The organism is Pseudomonas libanensis, assembly GCF_001439685.1.
In the GTDB taxonomy this organism is placed as follows: Bacteria; Pseudomonadota; Gammaproteobacteria; order Pseudomonadales; family Pseudomonadaceae; genus Aquipseudomonas; species Aquipseudomonas libanensis.
In genome coordinates, this window is the sequence record NZ_JYLH01000010.1 from 1 (window position 1) to 19265 (window position 19265).

A 19265-nucleotide genomic window follows, 5' to 3' on the forward strand; every position below is an offset into this window, starting at 1 on the left:
ATCGCCGATGGTAGTGTGGGGTTTCCCCATGTGAGAGTAGGTCATCGTCAAGATTAAATTCCGAAACCCCAATTGCGAAAGCAGTTGGGGTTTTGTTTTGGGCGCTTGGAAAGTGTCCACGATGTCCACGCGCACCTGTCAGCCATGTGTCCGGTCCGTGCACCACAGTGCTAAAGTCCATCCTCGATTTTGCTTTTCCCAAGGAAACCGTTATGCCGGACGCAACGTCCCTCAGCGCTGGATTCATGGTGGTCCACGGCAATCGCCTGGACGAACTGCGTAGCCTGGTGGTCAGTTGGATGCGCCGCTACCCACTGGCGCCTTTGGAAAACGAAATCGCCCTGGTACAAAGCAACGGTATCGCTCAATGGCTCAAGCTGGCCTTGGCCGAAGATCCGGAGGAAGACGATATGGGCGGTTGTGGCATTGCTGCTGCAATCGACGTGCAACTGCCTGGCAGCTTCATGTGGCAGCTCTACCGCATGGTCCTGGGCCGTGAAGAAATCCCACCGAAGTCCCTGCTCGATAAAGCTCCGCTGACCTGGCGCCTCATGCGGCTGTTGCCCGAGCTGATTGACCAGCCGCACTTCGAGCCTTTGCAACGTTTTTTGACTCAAGACACCGACCTGCGCAAACGCTACCAACTTGCCGAGCGCCTGGCTGACTTGTTCGACCAATACCAGGTCTACCGCGCTGATTGGCTGGAGGATTGGGCCGCAGGCCGCCACCAACTACGCAATGGTCGAGGCGAATCCAAACCGCTCGACCCTGCCAATTGCTGGCAAGCCGAGTTATGGCGTGCGTTGTTGCTGGATGTGGGAGCAGAGGGCATGGCCCAAAGTCGAGCCGGCGTTCACCAACGCTTTATCGAACGTATCAACAACCTTGAAGAAGCGCCGTCCGGCTTGCCTTCCCGGGTGATTGTCTTTGGCATTTCATCGCTCCCGGCCCAGGCATTGGAAGCGCTGGCGGGTCTGGCCCGTTTCAGCCAGGTCCTGCTTTGCGTGCATAACCCTTGCCGCCACCACTGGTCCGACATTGTCGCCGACAAGGACTTGCTGCGAAACGAATACAAACGCCAGGCGCGCAAAGCCGGTATGCCGGTCATCATCGACCCCCAAACCCTACATCAGCATGCCCATCCATTGCTCGCCGCGTGGGGCAAGCAAGGCCGTGATTACATCAGCCTGCTGGACAGCTACGATGACCCCAACAGCTACCGCGCCGCATTCCGTGACGGTCGCATCGACCTGTTCAGCGACAGTGAACCCACCACGCTGCTCAACCAGCTCCAGGACGATATCCTCGAACTGCGCCCGCTGAATGAAACCCGTGAACTGTGGCCCGCTGTCGACATGGAGCACGATGCTTCGATTCGCTTCCACATCGCCCACAGTGCCCAGCGCGAAGTGGAGATCCTCCACGACCAATTGCTCCAACGCTTCAGTGCCGACCCAACTTTGCGCCCCCGGGACATCATCGTCATGGTCCCCGACGTCGACAGCTACGCGCCGCACATCCGCGCAGTCTTCGGCCAGATCGAACGAAATGACCCACGCTTCATTCCTTTCACCCTTACCGACCAAGGCCAGCGCGGACGCGACCCTCTGCTGATCGCCGTCGAGCACCTGCTGAAACTTCCCGACAGCCGTTTCCCCGTCAGCGAGATCCTCGACCTGCTCGACGTACCCGCCCTGCGCGAACGTTTCGCCATCAAAGAGCGCGACTTGCCCACCTTGCATCGTTGGATCGAAGGCGCCGGCATCCGCTGGGGCCTGAATGCCGAGCAACGCGCCGGTTTAGGCCTACCTACAGAACTGGAACAAAACAGCTGGCAATTCGGCTTGCGCCGTATGCTGCTGGGCTACGCTGTCGGCACTGGCACGGCCTGTAATGGGATTGAGCCCTATGACGAAATCGGCGGCCTCGATGCGGCACTGATCGGCCCGCTAGTCGCCCTGCTCGATGCCTTGAGCGATGCCCACCAGGCGTTGTCCCAACCCGCCTCCCCCCAGGCCTGGGGCGAGCGACTGCAACACCTGATGCAGCTGTTTTTCCTGCCTGGTAGCGAGCACGATGACTACCTGTTAGGCCAGCTCGAACAATTGAGAGAGACGTGGCTGGAAACTTGCGAGTCCGTTGGCTTGCAGGATGAGTTACCGCTTACCGTGGTTCGTGAGGCGTGGCTGGCCGGACTGGATCAGGGGCGCCTATCCCAGCGCTTCCTCGCGGGAGCTGTCAATTTTTGTACCCTCATGCCTATGCGTGCAATCCCGTTCAAGCTGGTCTGCCTGCTCGGCATGAATGATGGCGATTACCCGCGGGCCCAGCCGCCCCTGGACTTCGACCTGATGGGCAGCGACTACCGCCCCGGCGACCGTTCACGCCGCGAAGACGACCGCTACCTGCTGCTTGAAGCGCTGCTGTCGGCCCGCGACCAGCTGTATATCAGCTGGGTTGGGCGCAGCATCCGCGATAACAGCGATCGCCCAGCCTCGGTGTTGATTGGTCAACTGCGCGATCACCTCGCCAGCGGCTGGCAGCACGCCAAAACCGATACACCGCTTATTGACGCAATGACCCAGGAGCATCCTCTGCAGCCCTTCAGTGCCCGCTACTTCCACGAAGGCGATCCGCTGTTCAGCTATGCTCGCGAATGGCAATTGTTGCATGAAGCGCCGGTCGGCGTGAGCCCAGAAAATGCCCTGGCGCAACACCAGCAGGAAGAGCCCCTGAGCCTCGGCCAGTTACAGGACTTCCTACGTAATCCGGTTAAACACTTCTTCAGCCAGCGACTGAAAGTGTTCTTCGAAGCCGCCGAAGTGCCCCTTTCCGACGAAGAACCCTTCGTGCTGGACGCACTGCAACGCTACAGCCTCAGCGACAGTCTGTTGAGCGCCGCACTGACACAGCCTGATCAGCTCGACCAGACCCTCAATGCCCAGGCGCTGCGCCTGCAACGCAGCGGACTGCTGCCGATGGTCGGTTTCGGTGAGTGCCTGCGTAACGAGCTGATCGAGCCTTTGCCTGATCTGGTGCAACGCTATCAACACCTTCTGACCCTTTGGCCAACCCCGCATACCGTTGCAGAGCCGATCAGTTTTGAGCATCAGGGCATCCAGCTGGAAGGTTGGATCAGTGGCCTGCATCGACGCAGTGATGGTGGTTTGTTAAGCGTCACCACCATCCCCAACAGCATTGGCTCGATCAAGACCCGCAAGTGGCATCGCCTGATCCGACCCTGGGTCAATCATGTGGTGGCCTGCGCCTGCGGTCTGCCATTGAGCACCGGCCTGGTGGCAAGTGACGATACCTTGCTGCTGGCTCCGCTGGATAAGCTCACTGCGCAGGAAAACCTTGGCAACCTGCTGCTGGCCTGGCACACCGGCATGAGCACGCCGCTACCCGTCGCGGTGAAAACCGCCTTTGCCTGGCTCGGCCAGACCGATCCCGTCAAGGCCCAAGCCGCAGCCAGCAAGGCCTATGAAGGCGACGGCATCACCACTGACGGTGAACGCCGCGAGACGCCCGCGCTCACGCGGCAATTTCCCGACTACGCCGCCTTGGTTGCCAGCGAAGAATTCGAAGGCTGGTGCGAAACCCTGTATCGCCCACTCCTCAACGCCCCGTGGCGATCACTCTCCAGCGCGGAGGCCGGCGCATGATCGGCAAACCCCTGGCCCTGGCATTCCCGCTCAAAGGCAGCCAGTTGATCGAGGCCAGTGCCGGCACTGGCAAGACCTTCACCATCTCTGCCTTGTACCTGCGCCTGGTGCTCGGCCACGGCGGTGATGAGTCCGGTTTCGGGCGCGAACTGCTGCCGCCGCAGATCCTCGTGGTGACGTTCACCGACGCCGCCACCAAGGAACTGCGTGAACGTATCCGTATCCGCCTGGCCGAAGCTGCGCGTTTTTTTCGCGACGAAATCGAGCAGCCCGATGCGTTGATCGCCGACCTGCGCGATCAGTACCCCCCGGAGCAGTGGCCCGCCTGCGCCAACCGTCTGGACATCGCCGCGCAATGGATGGATGAAGCCGCCGTCTCGACTATCCACAGCTGGTGCCAGCGCATGCTGCGCGAACATGCGTTCGACAGCGGCAGCCTGTTCACCCAGACCCTGGAAACCGACCATAGCGACCTGCTGGGCGAAGTGCTGCGCGACTACTGGCGGCTGTTCTGCTACCCGATGCACGACGACGCGCTCAACTGGGTGCGCAGCCATTGGGGCGGCCCCGCTGCACTGATGCCGCGAGTGCGTGCGCTGTTCGGCAGCGAACGGCCCGCCGATGAAGGTCGTGAGCCGGCGGAACTGATCAACGCGTGCCTGCAAGAACGTCGCGCAGCGCTGGTAAGCCTCAAGGCGCCTTGGCAACAATGGGCCGTCGAGCTACGGGATATCTGCCTGCAAGCTGTAGCGGCCAAAGCGGTCGATGGTCGCAAGATGCAAGCGCGCTACTTCGAACCCTGGTTCGAAAAGATCAGCGCCTGGGCCGCTGATGAAGCCTTGGAACAACTGGACATCGGTACCGGCTTCACGCGCTTGACGCCCGACGGTATGGCCGAAGCCTGGAAAGGTGAGCCGCCGCAGCACCCAGGGATAGAGGCCATGGCCAGCCTCAAAGCCAGCCTCGACGCCTTGCCAACGCCAGACGCGGCGGTGTTGCAACACGCTGCGGGTTGGGTCGGCAAACGCTTCGAAGAAGAAAAGCGTCGCCGCGCAGAGATGGGCTTCGACGACATGCTGATCCGCCTCAACGCGGCCCTTCAAGCCGACGGGGGCGAGCGCCTGGCCAGTGTGATCCGTGAGCAATTCCCGGTGGCGCTCATTGATGAATTCCAAGACACCGACCCTGTGCAATACCGCATCTTCGACAGCATCTACCGCATCGAGGAAAACCACCTCGACAGTGGACTGTTCCTGATCGGCGATCCCAAGCAGGCGATCTACGCCTTTCGCGGCGCCGACATCTACACCTACCTGCGCGCCCGGCAGTCCACTACCGGCCGCCATCACACCCTGGGCACCAATTTCCGTTCCAGCCATGCGATGGTCGAGGCGGTGAACCACGTGTTCCAGCGGGCTGAAACCGGCCGGGGTGCGTTCCTGTTTCGCGAGCCAAATGGCGAGAATCCGGTGCCGTTCCACCCGGTATTATCCCAGGGTCGCAAAGAACAGTTGCAGGTCGACGGCCAGACGCTGCCGGCCATGAACCTTTGGCACCTGCCCACCGACCAGCCAATGTCCAACGCGCTTTATCGCCAACAACTGGCTGCTGCCTGTGCCACGCAGATCGTCGCGCTGCTCAATGGCGGGCAGCAAGGCACGGCGGGGTTTGTCACGAAAGACAGTTTCACCGGTGTGCTGCCCTCAAACATCGCCATCCTCGTGCGCGACGGCAAGGAAGCCCAGGCCGTACGTGCTGAATTGGCCAGCCGTGGCGTGCGTAGCGTGTACCTGTCGGATAAAGACTCGGTGTTCGCCGCCCAGGAAGCCCACGACTTGTTGGCCTGGCTCAAGGCGTGCGCCGAGCCGGATGTCGAGCGCCCGCTACGCGCTGCCCTTGCCTGCGTCACCTTGAACCTGTCGTTGGCGGAACTGGAGCGCCTGAACCAGGACGAATTGGCGTGGGAAGCCCGCGTCATGCAGTTCCGGGGTTACCGCTCGATCTGGCGTACCCAAGGCGTGCTGCCGATGCTGCGCCGCCTGCTCCACGACTTCAAGTTGCCGCAAACCCTCATCGCCCGCGGTGATGGCGAGCGTGTGCTGACCAACCTGTTGCACCTCAGTGAGTTGCTGCAACAAGCAGCATCGGAACTCGATGGCGAACAGGCGCTGATCCGTCATTTGGCAGAACACTTGGCGCTGTCGGGCCAGGCTGGCGAAGAGCAGATCCTGCGGCTGGAAAGCGATGAACAACTGGTCAAGGTGGTGACCATCCACAAATCCAAAGGCCTGGAGTACGACTTGGTGTTCCTGCCGTTCATCTGCTCGGTCAAACCGGTGGATGGCAGTCGCTTGCCGCTGCATTACCACGATGAGCAGGGTAAGTCCCAAGTGAGCCTGCGGCCGACGGCCGAGCTGATTGCCCAGGCCGATGATGAGCGCCTGGCCGAAGACCTGCGTTTGTTCTACGTGGCATTGACCCGCGCCAAACACGCGTGCTGGCTGGGCATCGCCGACCTCAAGCGCGGCAATAACAGCAGTTCGGTTTTGCACCTCTCGGCCTTGGGCTATCTGCTGGGGGCCGGTGCGTCGCTAGGCGAATCCGCCGACCTGGCGCGCTGGCTGTCGGACTTGCAGCAAGGCTGCCCGGCCATCAGTTATGCACCTGTGCCAGATGCGCAAGACATCCTGTTCCACCCGCCACGCAATGAAGCGACTCTGCTGGCGCCGTTGCTGCCCAAACGCAAGGCTGCGGAAAACTGGTGGATCGCGTCCTACAGCGCTTTGCGCATTGGCGACAGCATGAGCGCCGCCAGCCTCGAAGCACCGGAAAGCCCACAGGCCCAGAAGCTGTTCGACGACGAACGCCTCGACCCGGATGCGCCACGGGAAGTGGTGGCGTCCGGCGGTGACATTCACCGTTTCCCACGCGGCCCTAATCCAGGCACCTTCCTTCACGGGTTATTGGAGTGGGCCGGTGAAGAGAGTTTCAACGTGACGCCTGAGGCGATCGAAAAAGCCGTGGGCGCACGCTGTAATCGCCGCAACTGGGAGGGCTGGATCGTCACCCTCAGCGGCTGGCTGGGCCATCTGCTGCAAACGCCGCTGCCCCTGTGCAATGACCACGTCACCCTCAGCGGCCTGAAGCAGTACCAGATTGAAATGGAGTTCTGGTTCGCCAGCCACAAGGTCGATGTGCTTGCCCTCGACAAGCTGGTATGCCAGCACACCCACGGCGGTGTCTCGCGTGTGGCCGCTGAGCCGGTGTTGCTCAACGGTATGTTCAAGGGGTTTATCGACCTGACGTTCGAGCACAATGGCCGCTACTACGTGGCGGACTACAAATCCAACTGGCTCGGTCCCGACGATTCAGCCTACACCGTTGATGCCATGGAGCATTCGATCCTAGAGCATCGGTACGACCTGCAATACGTATTGTACCTGCTGGCCCTGCACCGCCAGCTCAAGGCGCGTTTGCCGGATTACGATTACGACCAGCACCTCGGCGGCGCCCTGTACCTGTTCCTGCGCGGTACCCATTCGGTGAGCCAGGGCGCATATTTCACCCGGCCACCCCGTGAGCTGATCGAGGGGCTGGACCTGTTGTTCCAGGGCAAGCCTATCCCGCCCAAGGTTGAGCCCGCCTGGGAACAAGGAGTGCTGCTATGAACCTGTCGCCGTTACCGCTGGAAGAGCTGACGCCTCTGAGCCGCGCCGCCGACCTGCTGCAACTGTTGGAGCGTTGGGTCGACCGTGGCTGGTTGCGCGCCTTGGACAAAGCCTTCGTCGGCTTCCTGTACGAGCTTGATTCCCAGGCCGATCCCCTGGTGCTGTTGGCGGCGGCCTTGACCAGCCATCAACTGGGTCATGGTCACGTCTGTCTGGATTTGTTCGAAACCCTCAAGGCCCCGGACTTCGCCCTGTCGCTGCCGCCTGAGGGCGACCAGCACATCGGCGCCATGCTGCTGCCATCGCAGTTGCTGCATGGCCTGGACGGTGCCCATTGGTGTCATGCCCTGGCGTCCAGCCAACTGGTCGCGCTGGCGGTCGATGGCAGCGCAGCCGCCCAGAGCCGACCGTTGGTGTTGTCCGGTAAGCGCCTGTACCTGCGCCGCTACTGGGCCTACGAACGGCGTATCGACAATGCCTTGCGCCAGCGTCTTGCGAGCGTGGAAAGCGTTGCCGACGATTTGCCGCAACGCCTCAATCGCCTGTTCGATCAACCGGCGCCGGATGGCGTGATCGACTGGCAAAAACTCGCCTGTGCCCTGGCGACCCGCGGCGCATTCAGTATCGTCACCGGCGGCCCCGGCACCGGCAAGACCACCACGGTGGTGCGCCTGCTCGCGCTGTTGCAAGCGCCCGCCGTCGAGTCCGGCAGCCCGTTGCGTATCCGCTTGGCCGCGCCGACCGGTAAAGCCGCCGCGCGCCTGACCGAATCCATCAGCCAGCAAGTGTTGTCGCTGACAGTGGCCGGCAACGTGCGGGAAAAAATTCCCACTCAGGTCACCACTGTCCATCGTCTGCTCGGCAGCCGGCCGGGAACCCGTCATTTCCGTCATCACCTGGGTAACCCGTTACCTCTGGATGTGCTGGTGGTGGATGAAGCCTCGATGATCGACCTGGAAATGATGGCCAACCTGCTCGACGCCTTGCCGGCCCATGCACGCTTGATACTGCTGGGCGACAAGGACCAGTTGGCATCGGTGGAAGCAGGTGCCGTACTCGGCGACTTGTGCCGCGATGCCGAAGCCGGCTGGTACAGCCCGCACACGCGCCAATGGTTGCAAGCGGTCAGCGGTGAAGACCTCAGCACCAGTGGCCTGCAAGAAGACCTCGATGGCAGCCATCCCCTGGCTCAGCAAGTCGTGATGCTGCGCTATTCGCGCCGCTTCGGTGAGGGCAGCGGCATCGGCCAACTGGCGCGTTGGGTCAACCAGCAAAACGCCGAAGAGGCCCGCCAGCTGTTGGCCGCACGCCGCCACGACGACCTCTTCTGCGTCAGCCTCAAGGGTGAACATGACCACGCCCTTGAGCGCCTGGTCCTGGACGGTCAGGGCGAGGGTGCCCAAGGTTATCGCTACTATCTGAACCTGCTGCAATCGGCACGTCCCTCGCTGGATACGCGGCGGGATGACCCTGCCTGGACCCATTGGGCGCAACAGTTGCTGCAAGCCTTCGACGCATTCCAGTTGCTTTGCGCCGTACGCAAGGGCCCTTGGGGCGTCGAAGGGCTGAACCTGCGCATCACCGCGGCGCTGCGCAAAGTGCGCCTGATCGAAGGCGACGAGCAGTGGTACGAAGGCCGCCCGGTGCTGATGACCCGTAACGATTACGGCCTGGGGCTGATGAACGGCGACATCGGCATCGCGCTGAAATTGCCCGAAAGCGACGGTGGCCCCCAGGTGCTGCGCGTGGCCTTTGCGCGTAACGATGGCCAGGGCGGCGTGCGCTTTGTGTTGCCCAGCCGGCTCAATGACGTGGAAACCGTGTACGCAATGACCGTACACAAATCCCAGGGCTCTGAGTTCACCCATACCGCACTGATCTTGCCGGATGCGCTCAATCCGGTGCTGACCAAAGAGTTGATCTATACCGGTATTACCCGCGCCAAGCGCTGGTTCAGCCTGATTGAGCCCCGGGCTGGCGTGTTTGAGGAGGCCGTGCGCCGCAAGGTCAAGCGCTTGAGCGGGCTGATGCTGGAATTGGACGCCGTGCCTGAAGAAACTGACTGATAGGTCATGTAATATTTCTTATTCAGCTGCCTGATTTTTCTGAAAAAATAGTGCGACCCGCGCAAACCGTGTGTCGTGGGGTTTTCCGCCGCTGTGCTATCGTTGCGGCATCACTTTGGAAACTACCTGAGAGAATTGCTGCATGAACGTGGCTGGCTCGCCCACAGAGCGTAGTTTGAGCTGGAGACGCATGTTACTGGTGGCGGTTCTGTGCCTGCTCGTGACGCCTCTATGGGCACAGACCCAAAGCCTTGCCGAGCAGCGTGCCCAGGCGGTTACCCAAGTGGTGCTCGGTATCCTCAGCTACGCCCGATGGCCGGTAGAGCCTGCGCAGTTGCGGCTGTGCGTTGTCGGGCCGACCCAATACACAGACGACCTGGTCAAAGGCACCACCCAGGCTACCGGCCGTCCGGTGCTGGTGCGGCGCCTGCTGGTCGATCATCCCGACATCGTCAACGCCTGCGACGCCGTCTACATCGGCAAGCTCACCGCGGACGAACGCAGCCGCTTGTTCACCTCGCTGATTGGCCATCCGGTACTCAGCATCAGCGAAGGTGGCGACCAATGCACGGTGGGCAGTCTGTTCTGCCTGCGAGTGAGCGATGCGCAAGTGTCGTTCGAGGTCAACCTGGATTCCGTCGCCCGCAGCGGCGTGCGCATCCACCCCAGCGTGTTGCAGTTATCTCGCCGTCGAGCGCCTGGGTCATGAGCGGCACTAAAGTGCGGCCGACCCTGCGCTCGGTGATTGCCCGTGGGCATATGATCCTGGCTCTGGTGGCAGTCACCCTGGCCAGTGTGTCCCTGACCCTGCTCGGCGTACTTGCCCTACGGGTCTACGCCGAGCACAACCTGCACCTGATCGCCCGTTCCATCAACTACACCGTGGAAGCGGCGGTGGTGTTCAATGACAGCGCGGCGGCCACCGAAGCCCTGAGCCTGATTGCCTCCACCGAGGAGGTGGCCCAGGCGGAAGTTTTCGATATCAACGGCAAGTTGCTGGCGCGATGGGTACGCCCGGAAACCGGCATGTTGTCACGGGTCGAGCTGCAGATAGCGCACGCCCTGCTTGAACAGCCCATCAGCCAACCGATCCTGCGCCAAGGGCAAACCGTGGGCAGCATCCACCTGGTCGGCCACGGTGGCAGCCTGTTGCGCTTCTTGCTCAGCGGTCTGGTCGGGATTCTGATCTGCACCGCCCTCAGCGCCTGGGTGGCCTTGCACTTGTCGCGGCGTCTGTTGAATGGCATCACCGTGCCACTGCAACGCCTGGCCGCCGTGGCCCACGCGGCCCGCAGCGAGCGCGACTTCGACCGCCGCGTTCCCTCCGCGCAGATCGCCGAACTCGACAGCCTGGGCAGCGACTTCAACGCCTTGCTCGGCGAGATGGAAGCCTGGCAGAGCCACCTGCAAAGCGAAAACGAAACCCTGGCTCACCAGGCCAGCCACGACAGCCTCACCGGCCTGCCCAACCGCGCGTTCTTCGAAGGCCGGTTGATCCGTGCCTTGCGCAGCGCAGCCAAGGTCAGCGAGCAAGTGGCGGTGCTGTTTCTCGACAGTGACCGCTTCAAAGACATCAACGACAGGTTCGGCCACGCCGCCGGCGATGCCGTACTGGTAGCCGTTGCCGACCGCGTGCGTGCGCAACTGCGTGAAGATGACCTGGTGGCGCGCCTGGGTGGCGATGAATTTGCGGTGTTGCTGGCGCCCCTGCACAAGGCCGAAGACGCCCAGCGCATCGCCGACAAGATCATTGCCAGCATGGACGTGCCGATCCCACTGCCTGGTGACACTCAGGTATTGACCTCCCTCAGTATCGGCATTGCCATCTATCCCGATCATGGCGCCACTCCCGGCACCTTGCTCAACGCCGCCGATGCGGCGATGTACCAGGCCAAACGACTGTCCTCGGGCGGCCAGCAAACGGCGGAGTCGGAGCGCCCCGCCGTCAACGTTCAACACAGGAGTTGATCCCTTGTTCGCTAACACGCGCGTTTTGTTTATTTCTTTACTCGTTGCCTTCCTGGCCCTCAGCGGCTGCCAGACGCCACCGCCCAAGGGCCTGACCCCGGCGCAAGTCGCGGTGCTCAAACAACAAGGCTTCGAGCTGACCGATGAGGGCTGGGCCTTCGGCCTGTCTGGCAAAGTGCTGTTTGGCAGCGACGTCGAAACCCTCAACAAACCCAGCACCGACATCGTTGAGCGCATCGGTAGCGCCCTTGTTGGTGCAGGCATTGAGCGCGTGCGCGTTGACGGCCACACCGATGCTTCCGGTAAAGAACCCTACAACGTGGCGCTGTCCCTGCGCCGCGCCAAGAGCGTCGGCAAGGTGCTGATCCGCGTGGGAATGAAAGAAGAAAATATCCAACTGCGCGGCCTGGGCAGCAGCGAGCCGGTGGCATCGAATACGACAACGGCAGGCCGAACCGAGAATCGCCGGGTCTCGATTGTAGTGATCGCGGACTAAGGCAATTCACCTGCCTTAACCTGAAATACATTCAAAATGTGGGAGGGGGCTTGCCCCCGATAGCAGTGTGTCAGCCAATACAACTGGTGACTGACACTCCGCCATCGGGAGCAAGCCCCCTCCCACATTTGTTTTGCGGTCTGCTCGCGGGAGTTTCCGCTTAACAGCGCGGCGTCATCGTCTGCGTCAAGTCATCCACCACGGCCTTGCCCATCTCACACAGATAATGCGCGTCCCATGCGTATTGCTCGCCGCGAAAACCTACCAACGACCATTAGGAGTTTTCTCTGTAGGAAAGGCCTGTCATGACGAATTTTAATGGCTGGGCTGATGAAGTTTCGCTTTTTCGCAAGTGGTGGGCTTAGTTAAATGGACGCTATAAGTAACTACCGTAAAGGATTGCGATGAATATAAATGTCAGTAATTTTCGCCAGGAAGTATCTAAAGTCAGGCTTTCAAAAGATGCATTTGCTGAGCTATTGACGGTAAGAGAATTATTCGAGGTTGGAAGTCAAGGTGTTAGATTCGATACCAAGGTCGCTTACATCAATCCTCTACAGTCAAGCGTGCTGAGCGAGGAGCTGAATAGAATACGAAACATGATCGATCATGAAAGTCATGTCTTGATTCTCGATGGCTTTAAGGTGGATGAACTTTCAAATTTCAAATCTCTGATATGGACATTCGGTTCCTTGCTCGGTGTGCCAATGATGCAGAATCATCTTGGTCATAAAGTTATTGAGGTTTATGACCGAGGCGGCAAAAGCATCGAGGAGGGTGCGAGATACCATCAAACCCGTCAGGGCGCCTACGTACATAACGATGGTGTGAGCGACCCGCTGCCTATCGATTACTTGATCCTGGCCTGTGGACAGAAAGCGCTTTTAGGAGGTGAGAGCATTCTCATCGATGCAAGCGCGGTATACGCGGAGCTGATGGCGTTCCCAGAGGTATTGGAAGCGCTCAAATGCGACTTCTTTTTTGAGAATCGCGGCATGTCAGAGGATGAGCAACTGTTTAAAGCCCCCATCCTGAGCTTTTCCAGTGAAGGTATTCCACTGATCAGGTACTTTCGAGTCTACATTGAGTCAGCTCACCTTAAGGCAGGAGTGCCTTTAACCGTGGCTCAAACCCAGGCACTGGACTTTCTGGATACTGTTCTCGATCAGTCATCAGTTCAGCATCGAGTACTGCTGGAGCCAGGGCAAGTGCTTATTTCGGCCGATAACAAATTTCTCCATACGCGCACGCACTTCATTGATATGAATGCTCCACGCTCCGAGATCAATGATGCTGAGCCTTTGAGTGATCTGAATCGTTATATGCTACGGATGTGGTTACGCAAACCATGATGCATTCGTGTTCATAACGTAAGTCCTCCCATATCCGCCATAAGCCGAGCCCCATGGAAAATTCCGATATCGCGATCACGCTGGTCTTGATCTCTGCCTTTATGCACGCCACTTGGAATGCCGTAGTCCGCGCCGGTAGCAGTCGCTTTCTGACCTTGGCCATGGTCGATGGCACTGCGCTCGTGATATGCCTGCTGGCGTTGCCGTTTGTCAGTGTGCCTAGCCTAGAGGTATGGGGCTATATACTAGTCTCCGTGGTGCTCAATACGGTCTACCGGCTATTTTTGATCAAAGCGTACGAAACGGGTGATTTCGGTCAGGTTTACCCGGTGATGCGTGGGGTGCCACCTGTACTGGTCGCGCTGTTTTCTTACTTTCTGCTGCATGAACAGTTGTCATGCCAGGCGTTGACGGGAGTGTTGCTGATTTGTGTGGGGATTATCAGCCTGACCTTTGTGCGCAGGATGACGGCGCAGATGTTCAAGCCGATCCTGATGGCGGTGTGCGCCGGTGCGTTTATTGCGTCTTACACGGTGGTGGATGCCAAAGGTGTAAGAGCCAGTGAGACGGTGCTGCAGTACATCATCTACCTGACAGTGTTCCAAAGTATTCCGATCCCGATGCTGGCGTTTTACAAAGAGCGTTCAGTCTTGGCTCGTGCGATACGTGGGCATTGGCGAGTTGGACTCTTAGGCGGTGTTTTTTACCTGGCGTCTTACGGGTTGGTGTTGTTTGCGTTGTCATTGGACGCGGTGGCCAAGGTCTCAGCTCTGCGGGAAACCAGTGTTATTATCGGCGCCATTATTGCTGCACTGTTCTTTCATGAACGGTTCGGTTGGCGACGGATGCTTTCGGCGTTCGTCATTGTTTGCGGGATCATCTTGATCAAAGTGAGCACCTGATGGCCCAGCGTCCGCCTCCCACACCTATGCTTCAAGCGTTTGTCAGCGCAGCGCAAACCGGTAGTTTTGCGCGCGCAGCGTCTGAGCTCAACCTCACTGCCAGCGCCATTAGCCATCAAATTGCGGGCTTGGAGGAGTGGTGGGGCGTGTCGTTGTTTGAGCGGCACTCGCGTGGCGTCAAACTGACGGTGGCTGGGCAGGCTTTGTTGCCGGTTACCGATGGTTTCTTCAAATCGCTGGATGGGGTGCTGCATTCACTCAACCCCGGTAAATCCCAACCGCTGTACCTCTCATGCACGTCTTCTCTCTGTTCGACATGGCTGATCCCCAGGATGCACGGTTCTCACACTGAGGCCTCATTCAATCTAGATCTGGTGTTGACCAGCGCCGACATGAACCGCGCCAGCCTGGAGGCTCATCAATACGATGTCGCGGTGGTGATGGGGTACGGCGACTACCCGGATCATCATGTCGAATTACTGATGCGCGATGCGGTGTTCCCCGTTTGTTCGCCGGAGTTTCTGCGGTTGAAGGGTGATATTGCGCTTGAGGATGTCGCCCGCAATCCGCTGATTCATCGGGTGGACGATCAGGTGTGTCCGGGATGGGAAAGTTGGTTTGCGTTTCAGGGGCTGGCGGCGCCGCCTTATCACCATGGGCCGAGATTTCCGGATTCGAGTCTGGCGATTAGTCTGGCGGTGAAGGGTGGGGGGATAGCGCTGGGCAGGACTGCATTAGTGTATGACCAACTGGACGGTGGTGCGTTAGTTGCGTTGAATAGTCCCGTGATGATGTCTCCAGCGGCCTACTACATCATTTGTCGAAACGGGCGTCAGTCGGAGCCGGATATTGCTCGGCTGATTGAATGGCTCAAGAGCAGTGCGGGTGAGTTTCTGCGCGAAGTTCGGGCTCGGTATCCGCAAATTGCCGAGGCTGGCGCGGTTTAAATGTGGGAAGGAGCAAGGCTCCTCCCGCATTCGAACGGTATTCGCTTAACGGCCCGGCGTCATCGCCTGCGTCAAGTCATCCACCACGGCCTTGCCCATCTCACACAGATAATGCGCAGCCCATGCATATTGCTCGCCGCGCACATCCATGGCGGCTTCCATCGCGAGTTTCTTGGAGTAAAAAAGCAGGGTGGAGGCGTGTTCCAGGGCTTCCTCAATCGGCATGCCGGAATTGACGCGGAACAACGGTTTTTGGTTTTCGCCGTAATCGCCGAAGGTGACGACGCCGAGGGTGATGATGGAGGAAAGCGGTGGATCGGGAATGATTTTGCTCATGGTGATTGCTCTCTGTTGAGTTAGAGCCGCCACATCACATCGCTAAACATGAAGAGGGTGGCAGCTGCGTGCAGGTTAGCGATCCGGGCCAGAGCGCATCCCGGGTAGACTCGAAAGTCTCCCGCACACAGCCGCCATAAAACGCTAAAAGCTGACGGACGCCAGCTAATACTGTTTGGGGCAGTGTCACGCTCGAAACCCGGATCGCTAAACCCGATCGCTGATGTGCAGCGACCCAGGGAGGCTAGTGATCCAAACGCTACAGCGCAATAGGCCAAGGATTCTCTAGGAAACGTCCTGCAATTTAAAGCGAATCGTCGTTGATGGCGCTTTAATCCGCAAACCTGATCTCCCGCGTCTCCCCCATCAACAACCCCTGATTCTGCTCAGTCACCTCCCTTATGTAATCCCACAACAACGTAATCCGCTTCAACTTCCTCAGATCCTCCCGGCAATACATCCAGAACTGCCGCGTAATCGCAATCTGCTCCCCCAGCACCGGCAACAATCGCGGATCCTGCGCCGCCAAAAAGCATGGCAATATCGCCATCGACCTCCCTTGCTGCGCAGCAACGTACTGCGCGATCACGCTGGTACTGCGCAGGCTGGCGCTGGCGCCGGGCACTACGTTCGCCAAGTACAGCAACTCCGAGCTGAAGGCCAAGTCATCCACATAGCTGATAAACGGGTGCTCGGCCAAATCCGCGGGTTTGCGGATCGGCGGGTGTTGGTCGAGGTAATCTTGGGTCGCGTAAAGCTGCAGTTTGTAGTCGCACAATTTGCAGCACACATAGGGCCCGTGCTCCGGGCGTTCGAGGGCAATGACGATGTCGGCTTCGCGCTTGGACAGGCTGATGAAGTGCGGCAGCGGCAGGATATCTACCGAGATCGCAGGATAGGTGTCGACGAAATGGCTCAATTGCGGGGTGACGAAGAAGCTGCCGAACCCTTCGGTGCACCCCATGCGCACGTGGCCGGACAGCGCCACGCCGGAGCCGGAGACTTGTTCGCAGGCCATGTGCAAGGTGCTTTCGATGGTCTCCGCGTAGCCCAGCAGCCGTTGGCCCTCGGTGGTGAGGACGAAGCCGTTGGTCCGGGATTTTTCGAACAGCAGGGTACCGAGCGACACTTCCAATGAGCTGATGCGCCGCGACACGGTGGTGTAGTCCACTGCCAGGCGCTTGGCCGCCACGCTGGCCTTGCGGGTGCGGGCCACTTCGAGGAAAAACTTCAGGTCATCCCAGTTCAGGGTGCCCAGGGAGGTGATGTTTTTTTGCATATTGGACCGGCTTTTATGTGCGTTCTTATTAGAAGTTTGCACATCTATACTCCAAAAACAGTCCGAACGCCTCATTCTTCAAGGCGATTCAACGCCTTGGTTCTCTGCATAAATACAAGATTCTGGAGACCACATGAACGCATCTGCCGATATTTCCGTGCAACAGGTCAAGTTGCTGATCAACGGCGAGTGGATCGAGTCCAAGACCACGCAGTGGCACGACATCGTCAACCCGGCCACCCAACAAGTGCTGGCCAAAGTTCCGTTCGCCACTGCCGATGAAGTCAATGCTGCCATCGACGCCGCCCATCGTGCCTTCCAGACCTGGAAGCTGACGCCTATCGGCGCGCGCATGCGCATCATGCTCAAGCTGCAAGCCTTGATCCGTGAACATTCCAAGCGTATCGCCGTGGTCCTCAGTAACGAGCAGGGCAAGACCATTGCCGATGCCGAAGGCGATATTTTCCGTGGCCTGGAAGTGGTCGAGCACGCCTGCTCCATCGGCACCCTGCAAATGGGCGAGTTCGCCGAGAACGTCGCTGGTGGCGTCGACACCTACACCCTGCGCCAGCCTATCGGCGTGTGCGCCGGCATCACCCCATTCAATTTCCCGGCGATGATTCCGCTGTGGATGTTCCCGATGGCCATCGCCTGCGGGAACACCTTCGTACTCAAGCCATCCGAGCAGGACCCGCTGTCGACCATGCTGCTGGTAGAGCTGGCGCTGGAAGCCGGTGTACCGGCCGGCGTACTCAACGTGGTGCATGGCGGCAAGGACGTGGTGGATGCGCTGTGCACCCACAAAGACATCAAGGCCGTATCCTTCGTCGGTTCGACCGCCGTGGGCACCCATGTCTACGAGCTGGCCGGCAAGCACGGCAAGCGTGTGCAGTCGATGATGGGCGCCAAGAACCACGCCGTTGTGCTGCCGGATGCCAACCGCGAACACACCCTCAATGCCCTCGTCGGCGCCGGTTTCGGCGCGGCGGGCCAGCGCTGCATGGCCACTTCGGTGGTGGTGCTGGTGGGTGCGGCCAAGCAGTGGCTGCCGGACCTCAAGGCCCTGGCGCAGAAGCTCAAGGTCAACGCTGGCAGCGAAGCCGGCACCGACGTCGGCCCGGTGATCTCCAAGCGCGCCAAGGCACGCATCCTGGAGCTGATCGAAAGCGGCGTGAAGGAAGGCGCCAAGCTGGAACTGGATGGCCGCGATATCAAGGTGCCGGGCTTCGAACAAGGTAACTTTGTCGGCCCGACCCTGTTCTCGGGCGTCACCACCGACATGCGCATCTACACCGAGGAAATCTTCGGGCCGGTGCTGGTGGTGCTGGAAGTCGACACCCTCGATCAAGCCATCGCACTGGTCAACGCCAACCCGTTCGGCAACGGCACGGGCCTGTTCACCCAGAGCGGTGCGGCGGCGCGCAAGTTCCAGAGCGAAATCGATGTGGGCCAGGTCGGTATCAACATCCCCATCCCGGTGCCAGTACCGTTCTTCAGCTTCACCGGCTCCCGTGGCTCCAAGCTCGGCGACCTCGGTCCGTATGGCAAGCAAGTGGTGCAGTTCTACACCCAAACCAAAACCGTCACCAGCCGCTGGTTCGATGACGACACCGTCAACGATGGCGTCAACACCACCATCAACCTGCGCTGAACCTGGGAGACGACCATGAAGATTGCATTTATCGGCCTGGGCAACATGGGCGCACCCATGGCCCGTAACCTGATCAAGGCCGGGCACGCGCTGAACCTGTTTGACCTGAACCAGACCGTGCTCAAGGAGCTCGCCGAATTGGGCGGCACCATCAGCAGCTCGCCCCGTGATGCGGCCCAAGGCGCGGAACTGGTGATTACCATGCTGCCGGCCGCCGCCCACGTGCGCAGCGTCTGGCTCAATGAAGACGGCGTGCTCGCAGGCATCGGCAAAGGCGTGCCAGCGGTGGATTGCAGCACCATCGATCCGCAGACCATCCGTGATGTAGCGGCAGCGGCGGCGAAACAGGGCGTGGCCGTGGCCGATGCACCGGTTTCCGGCGGCACTGGCGGCGCGCAGGCCGGAACGCTGACCTTCATGGTCGGCGCCAACCCGGAACTGTTCGCCACCCTGCAGCCGGTATTGGCGCAGATGGGCCGCAATATTGTGCACTGCGGTGATGTCGGCACCGGGCAAATCGCCAAGATCTGCAACAACCTGCTGTTGGGTATCAGCATGGTCGGCGTCAGTGAAGCCATGGCCCTGGGGGATGCGCTCGGTATTGACACTCAAGTGCTGGCCGGCATCATCAACAGCTCCACCGGGCGTTGCTGGAGTTCCGATACCTACAATCCCTGGCCCGGCGTGATCGAGACCGCGCCGTCATCGCGTGGTTACACCGGTGGTTTTGGTGCCGATCTGATGCTCAAGGACTTGGGCCTGGCCACTGAAGCGGCACGTCAGGCACACCAGCCAGTGATCCTCGGTGCGGTGGCCCAGCAGTTGTATCAATCAATGAGCCAGCGTGGGGAAGGGGGCAAGGACTTCTCGGCGATCATCAACAGCTATCGCAAGCCTAAATAGGGCGGTTTCCGGGGGCCAGCAAATAGCTGGCT

The 19265-nt window shown here is 60.0% G+C and carries 13 protein-coding genes and 1 pseudogene; 11 read left to right on the forward strand and 3 right to left on the reverse strand.

Annotated features, from left to right (window positions below; translation table 11 throughout):
* Positions 1-212 precede the first annotated feature (212 nt).
* From recC to yfiB, 6 genes are all read left to right on the forward strand, one after another.
* On the forward strand, positions 213-3665 hold the full coding sequence (gene recC, locus TU73_RS16260) for an exodeoxyribonuclease V subunit gamma (protein WP_057013085.1): 3453 nt from the start codon (positions 213-215) through the stop codon (positions 3663-3665).
* The gene (gene recB, locus TU73_RS16265; protein ID WP_057013086.1) at positions 3662-7333 is read left to right on the forward strand and encodes an exodeoxyribonuclease V subunit beta; all 3672 of its coding nucleotides are present in this window, start codon (positions 3662-3664) and stop codon (positions 7331-7333) included. Before recC ends, recB begins: the two co-directional genes overlap by 4 nt.
* Positions 7330-9399, forward strand: coding sequence for an exodeoxyribonuclease V subunit alpha (gene recD / locus TU73_RS16270; protein WP_057013087.1), 2070 nt, complete (start codon positions 7330-7332; stop codon positions 9397-9399). The genes recB and recD overlap by 4 nt, the downstream gene beginning before the upstream one ends.
* Positions 9400-9541: 142 nt before the next feature.
* Complete coding sequence (gene yfiR, locus TU73_RS16275) at positions 9542-10108, forward strand: regulatory sequestration protein YfiR (RefSeq protein WP_057013088.1); 567 nt, start codon at positions 9542-9544, stop codon at positions 10106-10108.
* A complete protein-coding gene (gene dgcN, locus TU73_RS16280; RefSeq protein ID WP_057013089.1) occupies positions 10105-11367 on the forward strand; it encodes a diguanylate cyclase DgcN/YfiN in 1263 nt (420 codons plus the stop codon). The genes yfiR and dgcN overlap by 4 nt, the downstream gene beginning before the upstream one ends.
* A gap of 4 nt (positions 11368-11371) precedes the next feature.
* Complete coding sequence (gene yfiB / locus TU73_RS16285; RefSeq protein ID WP_057013090.1) at positions 11372-11863, forward strand: outer membrane lipoprotein YfiB; 492 nt, start codon at positions 11372-11374, stop codon at positions 11861-11863.
* A 160-nt stretch (positions 11864-12023) separates the two neighbouring features.
* Here yfiB and TU73_RS28390 read toward each other — a convergent pair.
* Positions 12024-12119 (reverse strand): annotated as a pseudogene (locus TU73_RS28390) (DUF3077 domain-containing protein); the annotation flags it as partial.
* A gap of 148 nt (positions 12120-12267) precedes the next feature.
* On the opposite strand from TU73_RS28390, the gene TU73_RS16290 reads away from it, so the two are divergent.
* The 3 genes from TU73_RS16290 to TU73_RS16300 are packed head-to-tail and all read left to right on the forward strand — an operon-like array spanning position 12268 to position 15064.
* Complete coding sequence (locus tag TU73_RS16290; RefSeq protein ID WP_057013091.1) at positions 12268-13215, forward strand: TauD/TfdA family dioxygenase; 948 nt, start codon at positions 12268-12270, stop codon at positions 13213-13215.
* A 53-nt stretch (positions 13216-13268) separates the two neighbouring features.
* Complete coding sequence (locus TU73_RS16295) at positions 13269-14117, forward strand: EamA family transporter (protein WP_057013092.1); 849 nt, start codon at positions 13269-13271, stop codon at positions 14115-14117.
* The gene (locus tag TU73_RS16300) at positions 14117-15064 is read left to right on the forward strand and encodes a LysR substrate-binding domain-containing protein (RefSeq protein ID WP_057013093.1); all 948 of its coding nucleotides are present in this window, start codon (positions 14117-14119) and stop codon (positions 15062-15064) included. Before TU73_RS16295 ends, TU73_RS16300 begins: the two co-directional genes overlap by 1 nt.
* Before the next feature lie 45 nt (positions 15065-15109).
* On the opposite strand, the gene TU73_RS16305 is transcribed toward TU73_RS16300, so the two are convergent.
* Together TU73_RS16305 and TU73_RS16310 are read right to left on the reverse strand one after the other, a co-directional pair.
* The gene (locus TU73_RS16305) at positions 15110-15400 is read right to left on the reverse strand and encodes a DUF3077 domain-containing protein (RefSeq protein ID WP_057013094.1); all 291 of its coding nucleotides are present in this window, start codon (positions 15398-15400) and stop codon (positions 15110-15112) included.
* A gap of 331 nt (positions 15401-15731) precedes the next feature.
* Positions 15732-16679: a LysR family transcriptional regulator gene (locus TU73_RS16310; protein ID WP_043046740.1), complete on the reverse strand. Its 948-nt coding sequence runs from the start codon at positions 16677-16679 to the stop codon at positions 15732-15734.
* Positions 16680-16812: 133 nt separating this feature from the next.
* Here TU73_RS16310 and TU73_RS16315 point away from each other — a divergent pair, with 133 nt between their 5' ends.
* Together TU73_RS16315 and mmsB are read left to right on the forward strand one after the other, a co-directional pair.
* A complete protein-coding gene (locus TU73_RS16315; RefSeq protein ID WP_057013095.1) occupies positions 16813-18330 on the forward strand; it encodes a CoA-acylating methylmalonate-semialdehyde dehydrogenase in 1518 nt (505 codons plus the stop codon).
* A gap of 15 nt (positions 18331-18345) precedes the next feature.
* Positions 18346-19233 (forward strand): 3-hydroxyisobutyrate dehydrogenase, encoded by an 888-nt coding sequence (gene mmsB / locus TU73_RS16320; RefSeq protein ID WP_043046742.1) that lies wholly within the window; start codon positions 18346-18348, stop codon positions 19231-19233.
* The last annotated feature ends 32 nt before the right edge of the window (positions 19234-19265 follow it).